The organism is Rhodococcus sp. B10, assembly GCF_011770055.1.
Lineage (GTDB): Bacteria > Actinomycetota > Actinomycetes > Mycobacteriales > Mycobacteriaceae > Rhodococcoides > Rhodococcoides kyotonensis_B.
In genome coordinates this window covers 14,434-35,502 of record NZ_JAAFYV010000006.1, presented here as the reverse complement: position 1 = coordinate 35,502, position 21,069 = coordinate 14,434, and the positions used below count along the sequence as shown (strand labels likewise).

Genomic DNA, 21,069 nt, shown 5'->3' with positions numbered 1-21,069 from the left:
AGTTATCTGTAACCGAGGGTTATAGCAATGGCTGGTCGGGCAGGGAGTACTCCACCCATCGAACTATCTCGGTCTCGACACGGTCGAGTGCGCGCGTGCTGCGCTGGGCTTTCGCGACGAGAAGCGCCCCCTCGACGGCGGCGATCGACATCGTCGCCATGCCGCGGGCACGCTCTCGTTCGACTCCTCGCTGCCACAGAGCCGCCGCGATCATGTCCTCCCAGAACTCGAAACTCTCGCCCGCCGCCGCGACGGCCGCCGGAGCATTGACCCCGTCGAGCGCCGCAGGGGCGACCGGACAGCCGGCGACGAAGTCGGTTGCCGTGAGCTCGTCGCGGAAGCCGGAGATCAACGCCCGCAGCGTCGCGACAGGTCCGTGCTCGGCGAGCCCGGCTGAGATCATCGACCCCATCAGCACGCCCGCGGTGCGCGTCGCCTCCTCCACCAACTGCGGCTTGCCACCGGGGAAATGGTGATAGATGGATCCCCGCGGCGCGCCTGCATGTTCGACGACGTCCAGCAACGACGTCGCTTCGATCCCGCGCTCTCGGAACAACTGGGCCGCGCTGCGCAGCATGTCGTCTCGCGTCGACCTCTTGGCCACACACCCTCCCATTGACGTAACCGCCGGTAACGTTTAATGTCGGCGGCAAGCTATGTCGTCCAGCATAGAAGATGCGAGACCCCGGGAGAGAGTCATGACGATCGACGACCCACATCGGCTCGGCTCACCGCTCACGCTCGCATGCGGTCAGGTACTGCCGAATCGCCTGATGAAGGCTGCGTTGAGCGAAGGCCTTGGGACGCCGAGTCACGCGCCGGACGACCGGCTGACACGCCTCTACACCCGCTGGGGAACGGGCGGGTTCGGTCTGGTGATCACCGGCAACGTCATGGTCGACCGCACCCACCTCGGCGAACCGGGCAACGTCGTCATCGAGGACGATCGGGACCTGGACGGGCTCACCACGTGGGCCAAGGCCACGAAGGACGGCGGCTCGCCCATCTGGATGCAACTCAACCACCCGGGGCGTCAAGCGAATCCGCTGGCCACGAAGGCGAAACCGGTCGCGCCGTCGGCGGTGGCGTCGGGAGTTCCCGGACTGCCTGCTCCTCGGGCGCTGACCGAGTCCGAGATTCTGGACATCGTCGACAGATTCGCGACTGCGGCATCGGTCGCCGAAGCCGCCGGTTTCGACGGCGTCCAGATTCACGGTGCGCACGGCTATCTCGTCTCGCAGTTCCTTTCTCCACTGTCCAATCGCCGGGAGGACCGCTGGGGCGGAAACCTGGACGGCAGAATGCGTTTCGTGCTCGAGGTCGTACGTGCCATCCGCGCCGCGGTGTCGCCCGGTTTCGCCGTCGGCATCAAGCTGAATTCGGCGGATTTCCAACGCGGCGGGTTCACCGAGGAGGAGTCGCGAGAGACCGTCGAACATCTGGCCGGTGAACGTATCGACCTCATCGAGATCAGCGGTGGCAGTTACGAATCACCCGCCATGATGGGCCGTGCGACGGTCGCCGCGAGCACCGCGGCGCGCGAGGCCTACTTCCTGGAATACGCGCGGGAGGTCAGGCAGGCGGCCGGCGACGTCCCGCTCGCCGTGACCGGCGGATTCCGCACCAGGAAGGCGATGAACCACGCTGTCGCAGAGGGCGATTGCGATGTGATCGGACTCGGTCGGCCCACCACCGTCGTCCCCGATGCCGGCCGGCAACTCGTGGACGAGCGCGTCGAGCGTCTCGACGCGCCGCGCATCAGCCTCGGGCTCCCTCGCGCGCTGGCGAAGGTCCGCGCGCTGAAAGCGCTCGACGGCGCACTCGATCTGCAATGGCACACCGACCAGCTCCACATTCTCGGGCGCGGCGACGACCCGGATCCGACGCGCCCGGCCTGGCGCACCGCCGCCACGATGATCGAACGCAACGGAGTCGACGCGTTCCGCAGCAGGCGCAGCGCCACATAGGCCGTGCATTTTTCGCCGAGCCGGGGGACGATCGACCGCATGACCAACCGATACGAGGCATGGCCGTCGCTCCCCGTCGATTCCTGGATCGACACTCGGGACACCGTTCACCTGTGGACGCAGATCGTCGGAAAGACCCGCATGGCGCTCGGGCCTGCGGTGAACCATTGGTGGGGTGTGACGCTGTACGTGGACGGCTCGGGACTGACGACGTCGCTCATGCCCGCGGGAGATCGCGGGCTCGAGATCAAGTTCGACTTCCTGAACCACGAACTCCTGTTCCAGCTGACGGACGGTACGAGCCGCCGGATGGCGCTCGCTCCGCGGACCGTCGCCGATTTCCACGACGAGTACACCCGCCACCTTCGCGAGCTCGGTCTCGATGTTCGAATTGTCGGAACGCCCGTCGAACTACCCCATGCCGTTCCGTTCGCCGAGGACACCACCCACTGCTCGTACGACGCGGAGGCGATGTCGACGTTCTGGCACTCGCTGGTCAGCGCAGACCGAGTCTTCTCCCGGTTCCGGGGTGAGTTCCGCGGCAAATCGAGTCCGTCGCACTTCTTCTGGGGCGCTTTCGATCTCGCGGTCACCCGCTTCTCCGGCCGTCCCGCACCCACACACCCGGGCGGAATCCCCAACTGCCCCGACTGGGTGATGCACGAGGCATACAGCGCCGAGGTGTCGAGCTCGGGATACTGGCCGGGCGGCGACGAGGAGGGTGTCTTCTACTCGTACGCGTACCCCCACCCGGAGGGGTACGACACGCACCCGGCCGTCGAGGCACCGGCCCGGTGGGACTCCGCACTCGGCGAGTGGGTACTGCCGTATCACCTCGTCCGGCAGGCACCCGATCCCGACGCCATGCTTCGGGCTTTTCTCGAGCAGACCTACCGCGCCGCGGTGGAGACGGCCGGGTGGCCCTCTTCGTGATTCGGGGTCAGATGGTGGTGCCCACATCCTCGGCAACCAGTCGGTCCAACGCGCGCTCGGCTACCGCCGCGATCGTCATCGACGGGTTGCAGGCCGCGGAGTTTCCCGGCATCAGCGCCCCGTCGAGGACGTACAGCCCACGCTGACCGAGTACTCGACCTTCGAGATCGCACACCGAACCCATGTTCGCGCCGCCGAGCGGGTGCCATGTCGACGGCACGAGGGAGTTGGTGTCGACGAGTGTGCCCGTCGGTCCGGCGATCCGTGCGGTCGCCGGGCCGATGCACGACTTCTGAAGTACGTGGTCGCCCTCGCGCGGCCACTGCAGCACGGCGTCGTCGATGCGGGAGTCGTAGACGAATCGCCCTCTGCCGGAACTGACTCCGTAGCCGACCATCGTCGTACTGCGGGTGTCGATCGTGTTGGCACCCACCGTCACCGGCGGGAACGATGCCTGGATGACGGTGTAGGCAGAGTGCGGGTCGTCCCAGTTCAAGCTGCCGTAGACGACAGGCCCGCCCTGACCCGGGCCGAACCCGTCGACGATGTCGGCCCACACGTAGATGCGGTCGGCGTTGGTGCCCCACCCCGCGCCGAGTTCGTCCGGCAGGTCGGGAATCCGTCCGGCAGCGGACGCGCGCATCAACAGCCTGGTGGTGTTCGCGCTTCCGGCGGCCATGACGAGGGCGCCGGTGGTCAGGATCTTGTTCTCCACCACCCGTCCCGTCTCGTCGGTGCGGTCGACGTACACGGTCCACCGTCCGTCGGGTGCTCGTTCGACGTCGCGAACCTCGTGCAGCGTCTCGACGGTCACGAGCCCCGTCGCTTCCGCGGCCGCGATGTACGTGACGTCGACGGAGTGTTTTCCGCCGTTGTTGACGCCGAGTGCACCGTCGCCGTTGGTGTACGACGGGGCCATCTCACCCCGCAGCTCGGCCAGCGCGTAGTTCCAGTCGATCGGCATCGGGATCTTCGACACCGGAAATCCTTCGCGAGCCGCGTTGCGCGCGAAGATGCGTGTGACCTCGTAATTGGGGCTGTCGATCAATTCGTCCGGCGCCGTGGCGAGTTGGAGCATGCGCGCCACCCGCGGGTAGTGGACGCGGTTCATCAGCGCCCAGTCGAGTTCCTCCGGGAAGTTGGCGTCGAACACGTGTTGCGCCGGTTGCAGCGTCATGCCCTGGTACACAAGCGATCCGCCGCCGAGACCCGCCGCGCACACGGCAGTCATGTTGTCGCCGACGACCGTTTCGAGCAGTCCGACGTACGGCTCGAAGGCTACCGGAGTACCGAAGAGTTGCGGATTCGATCGGTGCCACAGTATCCGCTTGTCCGGATTGGTGGCGTGCGGGAAAGTGTCGGCGTTCGGCCCTGTCGGCCAACGTCTTCCGCGCTCCAGCATCGTCACCGGAACGCCCGCCTCGGCCAGCCGCAGGGCCGTCACTCCCCCACCGAAACCGGAGCCCACCACCACGACTCGATGCTCTTCGCGCGTCAGCGGGATGCGTTGCACCCTCGGCCCTGCATGAGCCAGCGGCCGGGAGACGGCAACCGCGCCCACCGCGGCCGCGGCACCGAGGAGAAAGGAACGCCTGTTCGGACCGGTCAAGATGTACCCCCACACATCCGCAGATCGTCATGTGGGGAACAAACTAGACAGGTAGACGTAAGAGTGTCAAGGAAGAGCGCGGAGAGCCGGCTCGAACCAACGACGGAGGAAGGACCGCAGATCGTCGTCGGTGCGCACGGTGTCGCTGTCGAACGAGATGACCGACAGCCCCAATCGCACCACGAGTTCCACGACGTCGTCGAGACCTGCCCGGTCGATCAGGCCGCGCGCGATCATCGGCTCGAACAACTCTCGCGCAACAGGTTTCGCGCGCGCCATCATGCCGGCGTCGAACACGGGGTTGCCGCGCTCGGCCACGAGCAGTGTCGCCAGCACGGGATGCGTACGCACAGCGGTTCTTCCGGCGACGATCACGTCCGCGACGTAGTCGAATGCGGTATCGACCGTATCGAGGTGCGAGCGAATACCGCCGAGCACCTCGCGCACCACCCCTGCCATGGCCTGGGACACCACTTCTTCGCGTGATCCGAAGATGGAGTACACGGTCTGCCTGGACACGCCCGCGGCGGACGCGACCGCCGCGACGTTGACGCCTTCGAACCCGTGCTCCTCGATCAAGCGCAACGTGGCGTTCAGAATTTTCTGACGTGACCGCATGGCCACCATTATGTACGCAGCCGAACCTTCAGGTGCGCATGCAGATGGTCGACGGCGGCCTGCACTCGTCGCGGCACCTGTGCGGCAGCGGAATACACGGCATGGATGTCCGCGGCGGGGGTCGGGACGTCGGGCAGGAGTTGGACGAGCGTTCCGTCGTCGAGCATCGGTTTCACGTGCCACATCGATCGCATGAGGACGCCGCGGCCGTCGATGCACCACTGCGTCGCGATGTCTCCGTCGTTGCTGATCATGTTCCCGGCGACACGGATCGCCGTCTCACCCGCGCCGAAACCGAACCTCCACAACGCGTAATCACCTTCGTCCTGACGTAGGACGATGCAGTTGTGGTCGCGCAGATCGCCCATCTCCCGTGGAGCCGTGTGCGTCTCGAGATAGCGTGGCGACGCGACGACCACTCGTCGGTTGTGGCACAACAGCTTTGCCGTCAACCGGGAATCCTGCAGCGCACCCACCCGTATCGCGATGTCGAACGGCGCGGCCGACGGGTTCGGCGGCGCCGACGACAGTTCGACGTCGACCTCGACGCGGGGATGCTCGGCCACGAAGTCTGCCATCAGCGGTGCGATGTGCGCCCGTCCGAGACCCACCGACGACTGGATCAGCAGCCGCCCGCGCAGTTCGGCGTAGTGCCCGCTCACCGACTCCTCGAGCTCGGCCAGTTCGCCGGCGATCACCGCGACGCCCGCCGCGTACCGCTCCCCTTCGGGGGTCAGCGTCGAACGCCTCGTGCTGCGTCGCACGAGGCGGACTCCGAGTCGACTCTCGAGCTGCGAGAGCCGCTTGCTCACCGACGACACCGACATGCCGAGAGCGCGTCCGGCCTCCGTCAGGCTCGACGAACGCGCCACGACGTCGAAGAACTCGAGGTCGTCGAACTGACTCACACGCGCCTTCTTTCCAATTCGGAAAAGCAGTGTTGCCGTCGCACGGCTTTCGCTCGAGCTTATTGCGCAATACGGTGGCAATACCAGTGATCACCCTCGATCGAATACGGAGCACTCATGGGCGCCACACACCGCATTGCCGTCATCCCGGGCGACGGAATCGGAAAAGAGGTCGTACCCGAAGGCATGGCAGTGCTCGAAGCCGCGGCGTCGGCATTCGACTTCACGATCGACTACGAGGAGTTCGACTACGCGAGCGCCGACTACTACACGGACACCGGCCAGATGTTGCCCGACGGCTGGTTCGAGCAACTGAGCGAATTCGACGCCATCTACTTCGGTGCCGTCGGCTGGCCCGACGTCGTCCCGGATCACATCTCGCTGTGGGGCAGCCTGCTGCAGTTCCGCCGCCACTTCGATCAGTACGTCAATCTTCGGCCCGTCAAGCTGATGCCGGGCGTCACGAGCCCGCTGGCCGGCCGCGCACCCGGCGACGTCGACTTCTACGTCGTACGCGAGAACACCGAAGGCGAGTACTCGAGCATCGGCGGCAAGATGTTCGAGGGCACCGACCGCGAGACGGTCATGCAGGAGACCGTCATGACGCGGACCGGCGTCGACCGAATCCTGAAGTACGCGTTCGATCTTGCGCAGAAGCGGCCCGCCAGACACCTGACGTCGGCGACGAAGAGCAACGGGATCTCCATCACGATGCCGTACTGGGACGAGCGGGTCGAGGCAATGGCCAAGGGGTACGAGGACATTCGCGTGGACAAGTACCACATCGACATTCTGGCTGCGAACTTCGTGATGCACCCCGACTGGTTCGACGTCGTCGTCGCGAGCAACCTGTTCGGCGACATCCTGTCGGATCTCGGTCCTGCGTGCACCGGCACGATCGGTATCGCACCGAGCGCGAACATCAACCCGGAACGCAAGTTCCCCAGCCTGTTCGAGCCCGTGCACGGTTCGGCACCGGACATCGCAGGCCGCGGCGTCGCCAACCCGGTCGGGCAGATCTGGAGCGCCTCGCTGATGCTCGAACATCTCGGTGAGGTGAAAGCGGGCGAGGCGATTCTGACGGCCGTCGAAACCGTTCTCGCACAGGGCGGTTCCTCGTTGACGCCGGACATGGGCGGCACCGGAACGACGTCGTCGCTCGGCGCGGCAGTACGCGACGAGCTGGTTCGTCAGGCGTCGTGATGGCGCATGTTCTGATCACGACCGACTACCTCGCCCCCGGTGACGACGTCGACCGCATGTTCACCGATCGAGGGCACACCACGACACACAGCTCGGCGGTCGGCGCCCGGCCGGACGGTGAGCTGGCGTCGCTGCTCGCGGAGTCCGATGCGGCGCTCGTCGGAGGCGACACGATCACCGACGAGATGATCTCGGGCGCACCTCGATTGGCCATCATCGCGCGCAGTGGCGTCGGATACGACGCCGTCGACGTCGACGCAGCCGCCGCGCACGGAGTCGTCGTCACCAACACCCCCGGCGCCAACGCGAACGCCGTGGCCGAGCTCGCCTGCATGTTGATGCTGATGTGCGCGCGCCGCGCAGTCGACACGACGGCCGGTGTCGCACAGGGCGAATGGCCCCGGCACGACACGTACGAGCTACGCGGGACGACCCTCGGCATCGTCGGATTCGGGCCGAGCGCTCGCAGGTTGGTCGAGCTCGCGGCCGCGTTCGGCATGAGTGTCGTCGTCACGACGGCCTACCCGGACCCCGAGCTCGTCGTGCGGTACGCCGAGCTCGACGACCTGCTCGCGGTCTCGGACTTCGTGTCGCTGCACCCGAGGGCGACGAAGCAGAACGTCGGGTTGATCGGTCGCCGCGCCCTGTCGATGATGAAACCGACTGCGTCGCTGATCAATACGGCGCGCGGCTCACTGGTGGACGAGGATGCTCTGGCCGCCGCGCTTGCCGACGGCACGATCGCCGCGGCCGGACTCGACGTGTTCGCCGTCGAACCACTCCCGCAGGACAGTCCTCTGCGGTCGCTTCCGAACGTCGTCATGATGTCGCATCTCGGCGGACAGACGGCTCAGGCGCGCGTCGCGGCGAGCCGGGCGGCAGCGGAGACATCCTGCGGGTACTGGCCGGGGAGGCGCCGTTATCTCCGGTGCCCACCGCGTGAACGAGCGGTCCATACGATCGGATAGCTCGAATGCCACATTCATGCGGCGACGAGACCGCTAGCGCGCGACGACCCTGCGCAACTCGGCGCGCGTAGCGCGATAGATGTCCGCCAGATCGGCGTCTTCACCGGCGTCGACACGCGTCGCCCAGTCGTCGAACGCGATGCGCAGAGTCATCCCTGCGCCTTCGACCAGCAGTCGAGCGTACGAAAGCGACTCACGATCACCGAGTTTCGACGCCACGGCATCGGTCAGCCGACACATCGTCGTCGCGTCGAGCGCGATGGCAGTCGCACGGAGATGCGCGTCGCCGACGATGAGTCGACGGGTCCGCAGGACGCGGCTGCGTGTCTCGTCGGATGCCTCGACGAGTCGCACCGCGGCGCGTTCGTAGATCGCTTCCATACCCGCGAGGTCGATGTCCGCGGAGTCGGTGGACGCCAGCCAGTCGTCGATGTCGGCTTCGATGTCGACGTCACCGCCCAGGATCGACTCTTCCTTCGTCGGGAACTGGCGGAAGAAGGTGCTCGGCGAGACGCCCGCTGCACGCGCTATCTCGTCGACCGTTGTGGCCGCGACGCCTTTCTGCTCGAACAGGTCGAGAGCGGCGCGGGTGATCTCGAGCCGCGTCTCCCGTCGTCGACGTTCTCTGAGGTCAGGCGTTCCGGTGGTCATGGCATCTCCCTTCGCCACGGGCCAAGATACCAGCCGATTTCAAGTTGACAGTCACTGTCAGATTGATTCAGACTATCGGACGTTGTACATGCCGACTTCTCTTCGCAAGGGATCATTTCTCGATGGACACACAAGCGATCGACTCCACGACGGGTCAGCACTCCGCTGAGCCACTCACGTCCGCCAACAGATTGCTCATCGGCGTTCTCGTCGTCGCCTCGTTCGTGATGATCCTCAACGAGACGATCATGAGCGTCGCACTGCCGCGACTGATGGTGGATCTGAGCATCACCGCGAGCACCGCACAGTGGCTGACCACCGGCTTCATGCTCACGATGGCCGTCGTCATTCCGGTGACGGGCTTCCTGTTCCAGCGGTTCACGCTGCGGCAGGTATTCGTCGCCGCCATGGGCCTGTTCAGCGTCGGCACCCTGCTGGCCGCGTCGGCACCCGGTTTCGAACTCCTCCTCGCCGGCCGGGTCGTGCAGGCGAGCGGCACCGCGGTGATGCTGCCGTTGCTGATGAACACCGTGCTCAACCTCGTGCCCGCCGAGAATCGCGGCCGCATGATGGGCGTCATCTCGATCGTCATCGCCGTTGCGCCTGCCATCGGCCCGACCATCTCCGGCATCATCCTCGACGCACTCGACTGGCGCTGGATGTTCTGGCTCGTCCTGCCGATCGCACTTGTCGCGTTCGCGGTCGGATCGGCTCTGGTCAAGAATGTGACCGCGACCAGCAAGACCTCGTTCGACGCCGTGTCGGTGGTCCTGTCGGCACTCGCGTTCGGCGGATTGATCTACGGCCTCAGCAGCATCGGCCATTCGGCCGAGGAATCGTCGGTGCCCGTCTGGATACCACTGCTCGTCGGTGCCGTCGCCCTGGTCGTGTTCGTCCTGCGGCAGATCAAGCGTCAGGAATCCGGACGCGCCTTGCTCGACCTGCGCCCCTTTGCGACGCCGACCTTCAGCATCGGCCTCGGCATGCTCGCGATCAGCATGATGGCACTGTTCGGCGCACTCATCCTGCTGCCGCTGTACCTGCAGAACATTCGGGGTCTCGACACGCTGACCACCGGTTTGATGCTGCTCCCCGGCGGCCTGCTGATGGGTGCGCTCGCACCGTTCGTCGGACGCGCGTTCGACCGCATCGGTCCGCGGCCGCTCGTCATTCCCGGCATCGTCGTCGTCAGCGCGGCTCTGTGGCTGATGACGCTGCTCGACGCGCAGTCCCCGCTGCCGATGGTCGTCGGAATCCACTGTCTGATGACCGCCGGGCTCGCGACCGTCATGACGCCGATGATGACGTCGTCGCTGGGTTCGCTACCGCCGCAGCTCTATTCGCACGGCAGCGCGATCTTCAACACGCTTCAGCAGGTTGCAGGCGCCGCCGGTACCGCGTTGTTCGTGACGGTGATGACGACGACCACCACGTCGCGCATCTCGTCGGGGACGGCCGAACTCGCCGCGAACGAGGCGGGTATCCACACCGCCTTCCTGGTCGGCGGCGTCGTGTCCTTGCTCGCCGTGGCGGCGTCGTTCTTCGTTCGGCCGGCGGCTCCACCCGTGCGCGCGAATGTATAGCCGGCTGTACATTCGCGCGCACGTGGGCTACGTCCCCTGCGTGTGACGCGCCCGGACCGTCGCCAGGGCGATCAGCCCGACCACGGCGAGCGTCATCACGAAGAACGCCGGTGACAGAATGTTGCCCGTCTGCTCGACCAGCCAGACTGCGACGAACGGCGCCGTACCGCCTGCGATGATGACGCCGAGGTTCCAGCCCATCGCGACGCCGGTGTACCGCGACTGCTTGTCGAAGAACTGCGGCAGGATCGTGTAGGCGCCGACCTGCGCCGCGGCGCTGTTCAGCATGATCACGACGAATGCGAGTGTCGCGACGACCAATCCGAGATGCATCAGCCCCATCATCGGATAGGTCAGCACGATGAACCCGACGAATCCGATGGCCATCAGACGGACCGTTCCGATGCGGTCACCGAGACGTCCCGCCAGGGGCATGGCCACTGCGGCGATGCCGATTGCCGTCGTCGCCACCCAGAACACGGGCGTCGCGTCGTAGCCGAGCTGCTTGGTCAGGTGAATGGCCATGTACGTCAGGCCGATGTAGGCGGTGCCGTTGACCGCCGCGCTGAGTGCGGTGGCCTGGGCCAGGGCGCGCGGTTGACGGAGGAACACCGAACGCACGGGCGAGCTCTTCTCGTGCTTCGTCTCGGTGACCTCGTGGGTCTCCTCGACGCGGGTGCGCACCCACAGGCAGAACAGCGTGAGCGGCAGCGCCATCAGGAACGGGATGCGCCACCCCCAGCTGTCCATCTGCACGTCCGTCGTCAGCGCGGACACAGCGCCGGCTACGGCAGCAGCCAGGGCGAAGCCGCCCGTCGAGCCCATCGGGGTGAAGGCGCCGTACGTGGCCTTCAGGTGCGACGGCGCCGACTCGGAGATGAAGGTCGCCGAGCCACCGACCTCTCCGCCCGCCGAGAAGCCCTGCAGCAGACGCACGATCACGAGCAGAACCGTCGCCCAGACGCCGATCTGCGCCGGGGTGGGCAGCAGACCCATCGCCGTGCTTCCGACGCCCATGCAGACGAGGGTCGCCATCAGCGCACGCTTGCGGCCGAACCGATCGCCGATGTGACCGAACACGATGCCGCCGAGCGGGCGCACGAGGTAGGCCGTGCCGAACACCGCAAGCGCCGACAGCAGCGACGTCACGGGGTGCTCACTCGGGAAGTACAGCGGCGCGATGACGACGGCCAGGTAGCCGTACAGGCTGAAGTCGTAGTACTCGATGAGCGTTCCGACGCCACCGGCGAGCGCGGCACGCCGAGTCTTCTTGCGATCCTCGGTCGTCCACGGCTTCGCCGGTGGGGCGGACGTGATGTCTGGTGCGGTCATAGGGTTCGGCTCCTCGCGAAGAATGTGACCTACGTCATGCTGATACTGAATGTCGAACAATCGTTTGTCAATGACTGAACATCTGCATGCGGCACCTGTAGTGGTTGTTTCCGCACATCTGCACTCCAGCGCCGAACAGTTGACAAACGATCGTTCGGATCACGACTATGGTGGGGATCGAGTGCCGTGCACCGACTGCAGTGACAGTTCGAGCCCGATGAGGTGGACCAACGTGAAGCAGATCGACGCGCCCTGGACGGCGCTCTACCCCGACGCCGTCCGCGCCGGTATGGACCTGGAGTTCTCGACGATGCGCGATGCCTGGGACGCCCACGTCGCGACGAGGCCGGGCGCGCCTGCGGTGCACTACTTCGGGTCGACGCTCAGCTTCGCCGAGATTGACGCCGCCGCGGATGCCCTGGCATCGGGACTGACGTCGCACGGTCTCGTGCCGGGCGACCGCGTCGCGATCTATCTGCAGAACGATCCGCAATGGCTCGTCGCGCTGCTCGCCGCCTGGAAGGCGGGCGCGGTACCCGTCGCGATCAATCCGATGCTGCGCGAGAAGGAACTGACACACCATCTGCTCGACTCGGGTGCGCGTGCGCTCGTCTGCCTCGACAGCCTGTACGACGACGTCGTCGCCCCGATGCGCGACACGACGGACCTGGCGATCGTCGTCACGACGCATCCGCTCGACATGACGCCGACGGCCGAGGTGCCCGCGTCGATCGCGTCGCACATCGGGGAGCGTCGCACATTCGAAGACACTGTGGACTGGCATACGTTGCTGGCCGAACACGCAGGCTCCCAACCCGTTTCGGCACCGTGTTCGGCATCCGACATCGGCGTCCTGACCTACACGTCCGGTACGACCGGCCGCTCCAAGGGAGCGATGAACCTGCAGAGTGCGCTCGTCCACAACTCGACGGTCTACACGTCGTGGTGGGACCTGCGCGCAGACCAGGACGTGATCATCGGCGTCGCACCGGTTTTCCACATCACCGGTCTCGTCGCGGGCTTCGGCATCCACATCCTGAGCGGCGCACCGATCGTGTTGCTGCATCGCTTCGACGCCGAAGAGACGCTGCGAGCCATCGACACGTGGCGGGGCACTTTCATGATCGGTGCGAGTACGGCGTTCATCGCGTTGTGCAATCACCCGTCGCGCGAGAAGTACGACCTGACGTCGCTGACGAAGACGCCGTCCGGTGGCGCCCCCGTCGGACCCGCGTTGCTCGAACGCGTCCGTGCCGCAACGGGTTGGGTGCTGCGCGGCGCGTACGGCATGACCGAGACCACCTCGCCCACACATCTCGGTCCGGTCGGCGTCGATCCACCGGTCGATCCGGACAGCGGCGCGTTGTCGGTCGGTGTGCCGGTACCGAATGCGCGGGTGCGCATCGTCGACATCACCGACGGCCACGACGTCGCTCCCGGTGAGACCGGCGAGATCATCGTGTCGGGCCCCATGGTGGTGCCGGGATACTGGCAACTGCCCGAAGAATCGGCGCATGCGATTCGCGACGGCTGGCTGCACACCGGTGACATCGGCAAGATGACCGAAGACGGGTGGCTGTTCGTCGTCGACCGTCTCAAGGACATGATCAATGCCGGTGGCTACAAGGTCTTTCCGCGCGACGTCGAGGACGTGCTGTACCAGCATCCGGCAGTCCGGGAAGCGTCGGTCATCGGTGTGCCCGACGAGTATCGAGGAGAAACCGTGAAGGCGTTCGTGTCTCTGACGCGCGATGCGACGGTGACCCCCGCCGAACTCGTCGACTTCTGCAAGACGCGTATGGCGGCCTACAAGTACCCGCGCGACGTCGTGATTCTCGACGAACTACCCAAGACGACGAGCGGAAAGCTGCTCCGTCGCGAACTTCGTACCGCAGACGCCGGGAGGCAGTGAACGATGACGGCAGCGACCACGACGGACGACCTCGACGTCGCCGGAGTTCGACAATGGCTGGTGGACAACGAGACCGGACCGATCGGCGATCTCACGACACGCCTCATCGCGGGGGGTCGCTCGAACCCGACGTACGAGATCGGCGACGGCACCCGGCAGTGGATTCTGCGTCGCCCACCCCAGGGACACGTGCTCCCGACGGCGCACGACATGGGGCGTGAGTACCGAGCGATGTCGTCGCTGCGCGACAGCACGGTTCCTGTCCCCAGAACTGTTGGCCTGTGCGAGGATTCGAGCGTCATCGGCGCATCGTTCTACGTCATGGACAAACTCGACGGCATCACGCTACGCACGCAATCGGACACCGAAGAGCTGACGGAGCAGCAGCGCACCGGAATCACCGACTCGATGATCGACACGCTCGTCGCGCTGCATTCCCTCGATCCGGCGGACGTCGGCCTGTCCGATTGGGGTAATCCCGACGGCTTTCTCGAACGCCAGTTGCGCCGGTGGATGCGACAGTGGGACGCGTCGGCGACGTCCGAGCGACCGGAAGTCGCGGAGATTCATCGCAGGCTCACCGCGGCGCTGCCGCAGAAGAGCTTTCCGGGAATCGTGCACGGAGACTTCAAGATCGACAACATGATGGTCGATCGGTCCGACCCGACGAAGATCCTCGGGGTGCTCGACTGGGAGATGTCCACTCTCGGAGACACACTGACCGACCTCGGCATTCTGTGCTCGTTCTGGGATCAGGAAGGCGAGTTCTTCAATCCCATCACCGCGGGCGCGACCGCACTCCCCGGATTCCCGACGCGCGACGAGGTGGTGCGCCGGTACATCGCCGCGCGGGGCATCGACGTGCCCGACATCGACTGGTATCTCGTGTTCGCCGACTTCAAGGTCGCCGTGATTCTCGAAGGCATTCACGCGCGTCACCAGCAGGGGCACACCGAGGGTGAGGACTTCTCGACGGTCGGCGAGATGGTCGGCCCGCTACTGGGCCGCGCTCTCGAACGCGCCTCTGCCTCTTCGGTTCCCGAGCTTAACTCGTAGAAGGACGCATCTCTTGACACACACCGTGAACACCGTCGCAATGCCCGCTTCGATCGACGTCGCTTCGCTCGATCTTCGGCCGTCGGCCAGGGCGCTGGAGCTTCGCGAGACGCTCGTCGACTTCATGCACACCCACGTCTTCCCCGCGGAGCACGAGTACGAGAAGTACCGAGCGTCGGCCGACCCCGGTGACAGCTCACTGCCTCCCGTCGTCGAAGAGCTCAAGAAGGAAGCACGCTCGCGCGGGCTGTGGAATCTGTTCCTCCCCGCGTATTCCCGTATCAGTCAGCTCGATTACGCGGGTCTCGCCGAGATCACCGGCTGGAGCTTGCATCTCGCACCCGAAGCAACCAACGGGCAGGCGCCGGACACGGGCAACATGGAGTTGCTGCACATGTTCGGCACCGAGGAACAGCAGGCGCGATGGCTGGAACCGTTGAAGGACGGCGTGATTCGATCCGCGTTCTCGATGACCGAGGTCGAGGTCGCGAGTTCCGACGCCACCAACATCCAGACCCGCATCCGACGCGACGGCGACGAGTACGTCATCGACGGGCGCAAATGGTGGACGAGTGGGGCGTCGGATCCGCGGTGCGAACTGCTCATCGTGATGGGCAAGACCGATCCCGACGCGGCGACGCATCGACAGCAGTCGATGGTGCTGGTGCCCGTCGACACCCCGGGTGTGACCGTCGTACGGGATGTTCCGGTGTTCGGCAGGCACGATCAGCACGGGCACTGCGAAATCGTCTACGACAACGTGCGCGTCCCGGTGAGCAACATCCTCGGCGAGGAGGGCGCGGGGTTCGCGATCGCGCAGGCCCGTCTCGGCCCCGGACGTATTCACCACTGCATGCGTGCACTCGGTGCCGCCGAACGTGCACTCGGGCTGATGACGGCGCGGGCACAGGACCGCATTGCGTTCGGCAAACCTCTCGCCGAACAGGGCGTCGTGCAGCAGCAGATCGCGGAGTCGCGCATCGCGATCGATCAGGCCCGGTTGCTGTGCCAGTACGCGTCGAAGATCACCGACGTACACGGCAACAAGGCTGCGGCGCCGTATGTTTCGGCGGCGAAGGTGTCCGTGCCGCGTGTCGCGCTCGAAGTCATCGACCGTGCCATTCAGGTCCACGGCGGTGCGGGTGTCAGCGACGACGTGCCGCTCGCCGCGATGTACGGGTGGCACCGGGCCATGCGCATCTTCGACGGGCCGGACGAGGTGCATCTGCGGACCATCGCGAAGGCGGAATTGCGCAAGGCGCACGTGCGCGCGAATGTATAGCGGGCTATACATTCGCACGCACGAGCGCCGGAGGCGCCTCACTCGCCCACGGTCATCTCCCCCATCTCGTTCCAGCCGGTCGCGTCGAGGGACTGGCTGATGATCTTCGGGGTGGATACGAGGGCCTGCGGCAGCTCCTCCATGGCTTTCTTGAAGTGGTCGCTGTTCACGTGTGCGCCGCCGGCGTCGCCGTCGCGGAACGCCTCGACGAGCACGTAGACCGCCGGGTTTTCGAGGCTGCGGGACCACTCGAACCACATGTTGCCCTCTTCGGCGCGGGTGGCAGCGGTGAACTCGGCGACGTGGTCGGGCCACTTCTCGGTCCATTCGGGCTTCGTCTCGAACTTGACGACGATGAAGATCATGGCGTACTCCTCACGGGGTCAGGATTGCGCGGCCGCGGATGGCGCCTGCGTCGAGATCGTCTATGGCACTTTGGAAGTCGTCGAGCGCATACTTCACCGTGTGCAGCACCACCGATCCTCTGGCCGCCAGCGCCATCAGGTCGCACAGATCGTTGTAGGACCCCACCAGATTACCGACGATGTTGATCTCGGAGGACACGATGTCGATCGTCGGCACATCGATGTTCTCGCCGTATCCGACGACGTAGTAGTTGCCTGCCTGACGCAGCATCGCGACGCCTTCCTTCGTCGCACCTCCTTCGCCGACGAAGTCGATCACCGCCTCACCGCCTGTACCGCCGGTCAGCTCGAGTACCTGATCGATATGCGTTCCGTCGGCCACGATTCCGTGGTCCGCACCGATCGACGTCGCGAGTTCGACGGCGGCGGCATTGCGATCGACGACGACGATCTCCGCTGCGGTCAGCGACTTCAACACCTGAATTCCGATGTGGCCCAATCCGCCTGCGCCGATGACGACGACGCGGTCTCGCGGCGTCAACAGTTTCGACGCCTTCGCGGCCGCATGGTAGGCCGTCAGTCCCGCGTCGGCGAGGGCGGCGACGTCGGCGGGTTCGAGTGAGTCGTCGATCTTGACGACGCTCCGTGCCGACGTCTTCAAGTACTCGGCGTAGCCGCCGTTCGTGTCGATTCCGGGGAACTGGTTGATCTCGCAGTGCACGTCGTCGCCGGACCGGCACGCACGACAGAGCCCGCACGTGATCAGGGGGTGGACGATGACCTTGTCGCCCTCCTGCACGTTCGTCACGGCGGACCCGACGGCATGTACCCATCCCGCGTTCTCGTGACCGATCGTGTACGGCAGCTGGACGCCCGATTTCTCGGCCCATTGCCCTTCGAGGATGTGCAGGTCGGTGCGGCACACGCCTGCACCGCCGATCTTGACGACGACGTCGAAAGGCCCTGTGGGCGTGGGTATCGGCAGTTCGGCCATCTGCAGTTTGTCGTGGTATCCCACGACCTGTACGGCTCGCATCGTGCTCATCGTTTCTCTCCTAGAGGGCGTCGACCGTGGTGCGGTCGGGGTCGTCGTAGCGGGTGCGCAGGAGCCCGCGGCAGAAGTGCGCGTTGCCGTCGATCGAGATTCGTGTCGAGCGGGCTCGGCGCAATGCGAGCGGAACGTCGATCTCGGCATAGTCGTTTCCGTCGTGGTCGACCATGACGAGGCTGTCCGGAGATGACGGCAGTCCGATGACCCTGCGACGCGACAACAGAGCACGGGTCACGGAGTCATTCGGCAGATCGCCGAGCACGACGCGTCCCATCTCGTTCATCTGCCGCGACGGTTCCGCTTTGAGCAGCGCCGTCAAGCACCGCTCCATGGCGGCCACATGGGCCTTGCGGTGGAAAATCGTTCGGAGTTCCTCCAGATCGTCCTCCGCCTCGTGCAAGAACGTACCCCGATAGCCGGCATCGGCGGCCAACCCCGCGTTGATGATCTTCGAGTCGTGATGGTCGATCAATTCGACTGTCACACTTCGCGTCCAGGGCAAGGCTGTCAGCACATCCTTGGCGTCCGACGCCATCAGGTACGCGAAGTTCGGCGCGCAGAACGACGTCGGCAACCGCAACTGAACCAGCACGTCGTGGTCCGACGAGACGATCAGCGAATGCACGAAGTCGAGATCGGTTATCGGCTCGTCCAATTCGGGATCGACGACCACGCTCAACGCTCGAAATGCCTCTGTTTCACGTGAATCCGACATCTCATGCTCCCACGAGACGATCGTCGTCCATCCGGTCCGCGCCACGCGGGCCGACGGCAGGCTCGTCGGCGTCGGCGAGTCGGAGATCCTCGGGTACCTCGATGTCGTACATCTTGGCCGCGTTCAGCCCCAGAACCTTCTTCTTCTGATCGAGCGTGATCGGTGGGTATTCGCTGAGCTCCTCCGGGATCTGGAAGTCGACGAACGACTCGATCAACCACCGCGGCGTCCACAGCGCATAGTCCGACGAGAACTGGATGCGATCCTCTCCCAGCCAGTACAGCAGTTCACCCATGATCTGCCCGAAGTACTTCGGACGGGTGTGCATGAACGGTATCGCCACCGCGAGACCCGCGTGCACGTTCGGCTCCTGCGTCGCGATCCAACAGAAATCTTCGAGCCGCGGTAGTCCGCAGTGTTCGACGACGAAGTTCAGGTCGGTGAAGTCGGTGGCGATGTGATCGACGTCGGCGACGTCGAAGGCGTCGCGGTCCAGCGGCCGGATGGTCGGTCCCTTGTGAACGTGGATGTTCGTGATGCCGAGTTCTCGGCACACCTCGAGGTAGCGGCGAGTCCAGTCGTCGTCCAGCTTGTAGCCGCGAGAGTCTCCGTGCCACTCGGCGGTGTAGAGCTTGACGCCCTTCAGTCCGAACCGTTCGGCGTCCGCACGAAGCTGGTCGAGTCCGCGCTCACCGTTCCGCGGGTCGAAGTGGTGGTTGTAGGTGAGCAGTCCCTTGTGGGCTTGCGTCAACGCCCACGCTTCCTCGGTCTGGCCGAAACCGTTCACGTAGAACTCACCGAGGTGCGCCGGCTGGAAGATCGCATGGTCGACATAGCCGTCGATGAACAAATCCTTGATCAGGCGTTCGCCGCCCTGGTACAGGTACTCGTCGTACGTCCACAGCTCCGACTCCGGCGACAGGTTCCGGTGGTAGTCGTAGAAGCAGTCGATGAACTGCTTGCCGTGGATGTTGCGTTGATTCTCGACGCGCGCATCCCACAGCGCGACGTGCGCATCGACGATGAAGAACTTGTCGTCTCCCTTTTGATACATCTCGCATCCTTCCCGCTTTTCCGGCCAGTGACCGGCACCACACTTGGTGGCGTCGACGCTAGGGCGACGCGAAGACGTCGGGCAGGGCTCGGATGTCTCAATGTGAGACGCGGACATCTCGGCTTCTGGCTGTAACCTGAATCACACATATGCCGTCGACGCGCGAGGAAGCCGCTTGTCAGACCTTCGACCAGACCGACCGGCCGCATCCGGCCCGCTCGCGAATCGGGACGACGCCCTCGTCCCGCAGCGGCTGCGCGCGTCCTGGCTCAGAAGCGAGCGCTACGGCGTCTCCGCCGACGCCGTCGAGCCGATGTTCGCCGGCACCGAACCAGCGGAGTCGCTGTTCCACGAATGCGGCAACGAGGTGCTCGCCGATCTGCAGCGCACGATGGAGTCCGAGCCGGTCGGCATGATGCTGACCGACTCCGACGGCGTCGTACTGAGCCGGGTCAGCGGCGACCACAGCCTTCTCCGTGCGCTGGACGCAGTTCATCTCGCACCCGGGTTCGGATACTCCGAGCGGGAGGTGGGCACCAACGGCCTCGGTCTCGCGCTCGCCGACATCGCTCCGACGATGGTGCGTGCCGACCAGCACTACTCCCACAGCCTCACCGGATTCACGTGCGCGGCGGCTCCCGTCGTCGACCCGGCCACCGGCAAGCTCGAAGGGGCGGTCAACCTCACGACGTGGTCGAGGACGTCGAGCAACCTACTGCTGACGTTGGCGCGCTCGGCTGCGAGCACGATCGCCGGCTCGATGCTGGCGCGCGGCTCCGAACGTCGCGCGCGGCCGCCGTCGCGTCGCAACCTCTTTCGCATCGAGCACCCGTCGTCGGCCGACGGTCTCGAACTCGGCCCAGCCTGGTCCGAGGCGTCGACCACCGCGTGTACCGCGATGTCGGCGGGCTCCGTCGTCGCGGCAGTCGGTCCGCCGAGTTCCGGTCGCGCGACGCTGCTGGCCCAGGCTGCGCGACGCGTGTTCCCGCGTCACCGCATTCTCTCGGCTGCGGCTCCCGACCTCGCAGACCTGCAGGCGTGGCTCGATCTGTGGTCGTTCGAGGCGGGACGGTCCGACACCGTCGTCGTGTTGCGTGACGTCGACACGCTGCCCGCCTACGCCGCGGGTCAACTCAGAAATCTGTTGTTCACCGCCCAGGGCGCGGCGATGCCCGTCGCACTGACGGCCGAGACGTACCAGGATGTTCCCACCGCGTTGGCCGACGTGGTCACGTCGGTCGCAGCGGTGCCGCCGTTGCGCAATCGCCCCGAGGACGTCATGCCGCTCGCGCGTCACTTCGCCGCGACGTTCCGCGGTCGCGAGGTGGCGTTCTCGCCCGCCGCGGAACGCGCTCTGCGCAACTACGACTGGCCACACGATGCCGCCGAGCTGTCACGCGTGATCGCCCGCGCGATCAATCGCTCGGACATCGTCGACACTCCCGTTCTTCCCACCGAGGTGCTCGCCGGGCCTGCTCGACGGATGTCGTCGATCGAGGCATTCGAGCACGGCGAGATCGTGCGCGTGCTGTCCGGAAAGCTCACGATGCAGCAGGCAGCGGCAGAACTCGGGATGAGCCGGGCGACGCTGTACCGCAAGATCCGCTACTACAAGATCGACGTCGCGCGAGGGCGCTCCGCCTACCGATGATTGGAAGTTCCCGCGAGGGGTTATCTCGCCAGACATGACCGCGAACGAGAACCCCGATCACACCGAGGACGAACCCAAGGGCGGCCGACCGGGTCCGACGGACCAAGGCAAAGACGGCGGCATGGCCACGCGCGAACTCGCACCCGAGATCGCCGAGGAAAACGACGACTGACCGGTCCAGCGCCTGAGCACCGGTTGCCAGTCACCCGAC

The 21,069-nt window shown here is 65.6% G+C and carries 19 protein-coding genes; 9 read left to right on the top strand and 10 right to left on the bottom strand.

The window, feature by feature from the left end; translation table 11 throughout:
- Positions 1-19: 19 nt before the first annotated feature.
- Positions 20-604 (bottom strand): TetR/AcrR family transcriptional regulator, encoded by a 585-nt coding sequence (locus RhoFasB10_RS05790; RefSeq protein ID WP_346764359.1) that lies wholly within the window; start codon positions 602-604, stop codon positions 20-22.
- A 94-nt stretch (positions 605-698) separates the two neighbouring features.
- Here RhoFasB10_RS05790 and RhoFasB10_RS05785 point away from each other — a divergent pair, with 94 nt between their 5' ends.
- Positions 699-1,967, top strand: coding sequence for an NADH:flavin oxidoreductase/NADH oxidase family protein (locus RhoFasB10_RS05785; RefSeq protein WP_068425165.1), 1,269 nt, complete (start codon positions 699-701; stop codon positions 1,965-1,967).
- A 39-nt stretch (positions 1,968-2,006) separates the two neighbouring features.
- A complete protein-coding gene (locus RhoFasB10_RS05780; protein ID WP_167675542.1) occupies positions 2,007-2,900 on the top strand; it encodes a DUF5996 family protein in 894 nt (297 codons plus the stop codon).
- Positions 2,901-2,907: 7 nt separating this feature from the next.
- Here RhoFasB10_RS05780 and RhoFasB10_RS05775 read toward each other — a convergent pair whose 3' ends face one another.
- The 3 genes from RhoFasB10_RS05775 to RhoFasB10_RS05765 form a co-directional block, all read right to left on the bottom strand.
- Positions 2,908-4,509: a GMC oxidoreductase gene (locus tag RhoFasB10_RS05775; protein ID WP_167675540.1), complete on the bottom strand. Its 1,602-nt coding sequence runs from the start codon at positions 4,507-4,509 to the stop codon at positions 2,908-2,910.
- Between the two features lie 66 nt (positions 4,510-4,575).
- Positions 4,576-5,127: a TetR/AcrR family transcriptional regulator gene (locus tag RhoFasB10_RS05770; RefSeq protein ID WP_068426143.1), complete on the bottom strand. Its 552-nt coding sequence runs from the start codon at positions 5,125-5,127 to the stop codon at positions 4,576-4,578.
- A gap of 8 nt (positions 5,128-5,135) precedes the next feature.
- Positions 5,136-6,035, bottom strand: coding sequence for a LysR family transcriptional regulator (locus RhoFasB10_RS05765; RefSeq protein WP_068425171.1), 900 nt, complete (start codon positions 6,033-6,035; stop codon positions 5,136-5,138).
- 117 nt (positions 6,036-6,152) lie between these two features.
- On the opposite strand from RhoFasB10_RS05765, the gene RhoFasB10_RS05760 reads away from it, so the two are divergent.
- Positions 6,153-7,238: a tartrate dehydrogenase gene (locus RhoFasB10_RS05760; protein WP_068425174.1), complete on the top strand. Its 1,086-nt coding sequence runs from the start codon at positions 6,153-6,155 to the stop codon at positions 7,236-7,238.
- Positions 7,238-8,206, top strand: a complete 969-nt coding sequence (locus tag RhoFasB10_RS05755) for an NAD(P)-dependent oxidoreductase (protein WP_240930928.1) — start codon at positions 7,238-7,240, stop codon at positions 8,204-8,206. Before RhoFasB10_RS05760 ends, RhoFasB10_RS05755 begins: the two co-directional genes overlap by 1 nt.
- A gap of 33 nt (positions 8,207-8,239) precedes the next feature.
- Here the strand turns inward: RhoFasB10_RS05755 and RhoFasB10_RS05750 are convergent, their stop codons facing one another.
- Positions 8,240-8,857: a TetR/AcrR family transcriptional regulator gene (locus RhoFasB10_RS05750; RefSeq protein WP_068426146.1), complete on the bottom strand. Its 618-nt coding sequence runs from the start codon at positions 8,855-8,857 to the stop codon at positions 8,240-8,242.
- Positions 8,858-8,979: 122 nt separating this feature from the next.
- Here RhoFasB10_RS05750 and RhoFasB10_RS05745 point away from each other — a divergent pair, with 122 nt between their 5' ends.
- Positions 8,980-10,440: an MDR family MFS transporter gene (locus tag RhoFasB10_RS05745; protein WP_068425180.1), complete on the top strand. Its 1,461-nt coding sequence runs from the start codon at positions 8,980-8,982 to the stop codon at positions 10,438-10,440.
- 27 nt (positions 10,441-10,467) lie between these two features.
- Here RhoFasB10_RS05745 and RhoFasB10_RS05740 read toward each other — a convergent pair whose 3' ends face one another.
- Positions 10,468-11,772: an MFS transporter gene (locus RhoFasB10_RS05740; protein WP_068425184.1), complete on the bottom strand. Its 1,305-nt coding sequence runs from the start codon at positions 11,770-11,772 to the stop codon at positions 10,468-10,470.
- A 232-nt stretch (positions 11,773-12,004) separates the two neighbouring features.
- Between RhoFasB10_RS05740 and RhoFasB10_RS05735 the strand changes: the two genes are divergently transcribed.
- The 3 genes from RhoFasB10_RS05735 to RhoFasB10_RS05725 are packed head-to-tail and all read left to right on the top strand — an operon-like array spanning position 12,005 to position 16,022.
- Positions 12,005-13,684, top strand: a complete 1,680-nt coding sequence (locus RhoFasB10_RS05735) for an AMP-binding protein (protein ID WP_254303491.1) — start codon at positions 12,005-12,007, stop codon at positions 13,682-13,684.
- Positions 13,685-13,687: 3 nt separating this feature from the next.
- Complete coding sequence (locus RhoFasB10_RS05730) at positions 13,688-14,740, top strand: phosphotransferase family protein (protein ID WP_068425190.1); 1,053 nt, start codon at positions 13,688-13,690, stop codon at positions 14,738-14,740.
- A gap of 40 nt (positions 14,741-14,780) precedes the next feature.
- The gene (locus RhoFasB10_RS05725; RefSeq protein WP_068426149.1) at positions 14,781-16,022 is read left to right on the top strand and encodes an acyl-CoA dehydrogenase family protein; all 1,242 of its coding nucleotides are present in this window, start codon (positions 14,781-14,783) and stop codon (positions 16,020-16,022) included.
- Positions 16,023-16,060: 38 nt separating this feature from the next.
- Here RhoFasB10_RS05725 and RhoFasB10_RS05720 read toward each other — a convergent pair whose 3' ends face one another.
- Genes RhoFasB10_RS05720 through RhoFasB10_RS05705 form a run of 4 tightly spaced genes read right to left on the bottom strand, consistent with a single transcriptional unit; the run spans position 16,061 to position 19,207 of the window.
- Positions 16,061-16,387 carry a putative quinol monooxygenase gene (locus tag RhoFasB10_RS05720; RefSeq protein ID WP_068425194.1) on the bottom strand — a complete coding sequence of 109 codons (327 nt, stop codon included), beginning with the start codon at positions 16,385-16,387 and terminating at the stop codon, positions 16,061-16,063.
- Positions 16,388-16,397: 10 nt separating this feature from the next.
- The gene (locus tag RhoFasB10_RS05715) at positions 16,398-17,423 is read right to left on the bottom strand and encodes an NAD(P)-dependent alcohol dehydrogenase (RefSeq protein WP_068426152.1); all 1,026 of its coding nucleotides are present in this window, start codon (positions 17,421-17,423) and stop codon (positions 16,398-16,400) included.
- 19 nt (positions 17,424-17,442) lie between these two features.
- Positions 17,443-18,153: an iron-sulfur cluster assembly protein gene (locus tag RhoFasB10_RS05710; RefSeq protein WP_068426155.1), complete on the bottom strand. Its 711-nt coding sequence runs from the start codon at positions 18,151-18,153 to the stop codon at positions 17,443-17,445.
- Position 18,154: 1 nt separating this feature from the next.
- Positions 18,155-19,207 carry an amidohydrolase family protein gene (locus RhoFasB10_RS05705; RefSeq protein ID WP_068425196.1) on the bottom strand — a complete coding sequence of 351 codons (1,053 nt, stop codon included), beginning with the start codon at positions 19,205-19,207 and terminating at the stop codon, positions 18,155-18,157.
- Positions 19,208-19,382: 175 nt separating this feature from the next.
- Between RhoFasB10_RS05705 and RhoFasB10_RS05700 the strand changes: the two genes are divergently transcribed.
- On the top strand, positions 19,383-20,858 hold the full coding sequence (locus RhoFasB10_RS05700; RefSeq protein ID WP_240930927.1) for a GAF domain-containing protein: 1,476 nt from the start codon (positions 19,383-19,385) through the stop codon (positions 20,856-20,858).
- Positions 20,859-21,069 lie beyond the last annotated feature (211 nt).

Coding starts and splice junctions, on each gene's coding strand:
- RhoFasB10_RS05725 (WP_068426149.1), top strand. CDS start 14,781: ATGCCCGCTTCGATCGACGTCGCTTCGCTCGATCTTCGGCCGTCGGCC.
- RhoFasB10_RS05740 (WP_068425184.1), bottom strand. CDS start 11,772: ATGACCGCACCAGACATCACGTCCGCCCCACCGGCGAAGCCGTGGACG.
- RhoFasB10_RS05730 (WP_068425190.1), top strand. CDS start 13,688: ATGACGGCAGCGACCACGACGGACGACCTCGACGTCGCCGGAGTTCGA.
- RhoFasB10_RS05715 (WP_068426152.1), bottom strand. CDS start 17,423: ATGCGAGCCGTACAGGTCGTGGGATACCACGACAAACTGCAGATGGCC.
- RhoFasB10_RS05710 (WP_068426155.1), bottom strand. CDS start 18,153: ATGTCGGATTCACGTGAAACAGAGGCATTTCGAGCGTTGAGCGTGGTC.
- RhoFasB10_RS05785 (WP_068425165.1), top strand. CDS start 699: ATGACGATCGACGACCCACATCGGCTCGGCTCACCGCTCACGCTCGCA.
- RhoFasB10_RS05720 (WP_068425194.1), bottom strand. CDS start 16,387: ATGATCTTCATCGTCGTCAAGTTCGAGACGAAGCCCGAATGGACCGAG.
- RhoFasB10_RS05745 (WP_068425180.1), top strand. CDS start 8,980: ATGGACACACAAGCGATCGACTCCACGACGGGTCAGCACTCCGCTGAG.
- RhoFasB10_RS05750 (WP_068426146.1), bottom strand. CDS start 8,857: ATGACCACCGGAACGCCTGACCTCAGAGAACGTCGACGACGGGAGACG.
- RhoFasB10_RS05780 (WP_167675542.1), top strand. CDS start 2,007: ATGACCAACCGATACGAGGCATGGCCGTCGCTCCCCGTCGATTCCTGG.
- RhoFasB10_RS05755 (WP_240930928.1), top strand. CDS start 7,238: ATGGCGCATGTTCTGATCACGACCGACTACCTCGCCCCCGGTGACGAC.
- RhoFasB10_RS05705 (WP_068425196.1), bottom strand. CDS start 19,207: ATGTATCAAAAGGGAGACGACAAGTTCTTCATCGTCGATGCGCACGTC.
- RhoFasB10_RS05770 (WP_068426143.1), bottom strand. CDS start 5,127: ATGCGGTCACGTCAGAAAATTCTGAACGCCACGTTGCGCTTGATCGAG.
- RhoFasB10_RS05760 (WP_068425174.1), top strand. CDS start 6,153: ATGGGCGCCACACACCGCATTGCCGTCATCCCGGGCGACGGAATCGGA.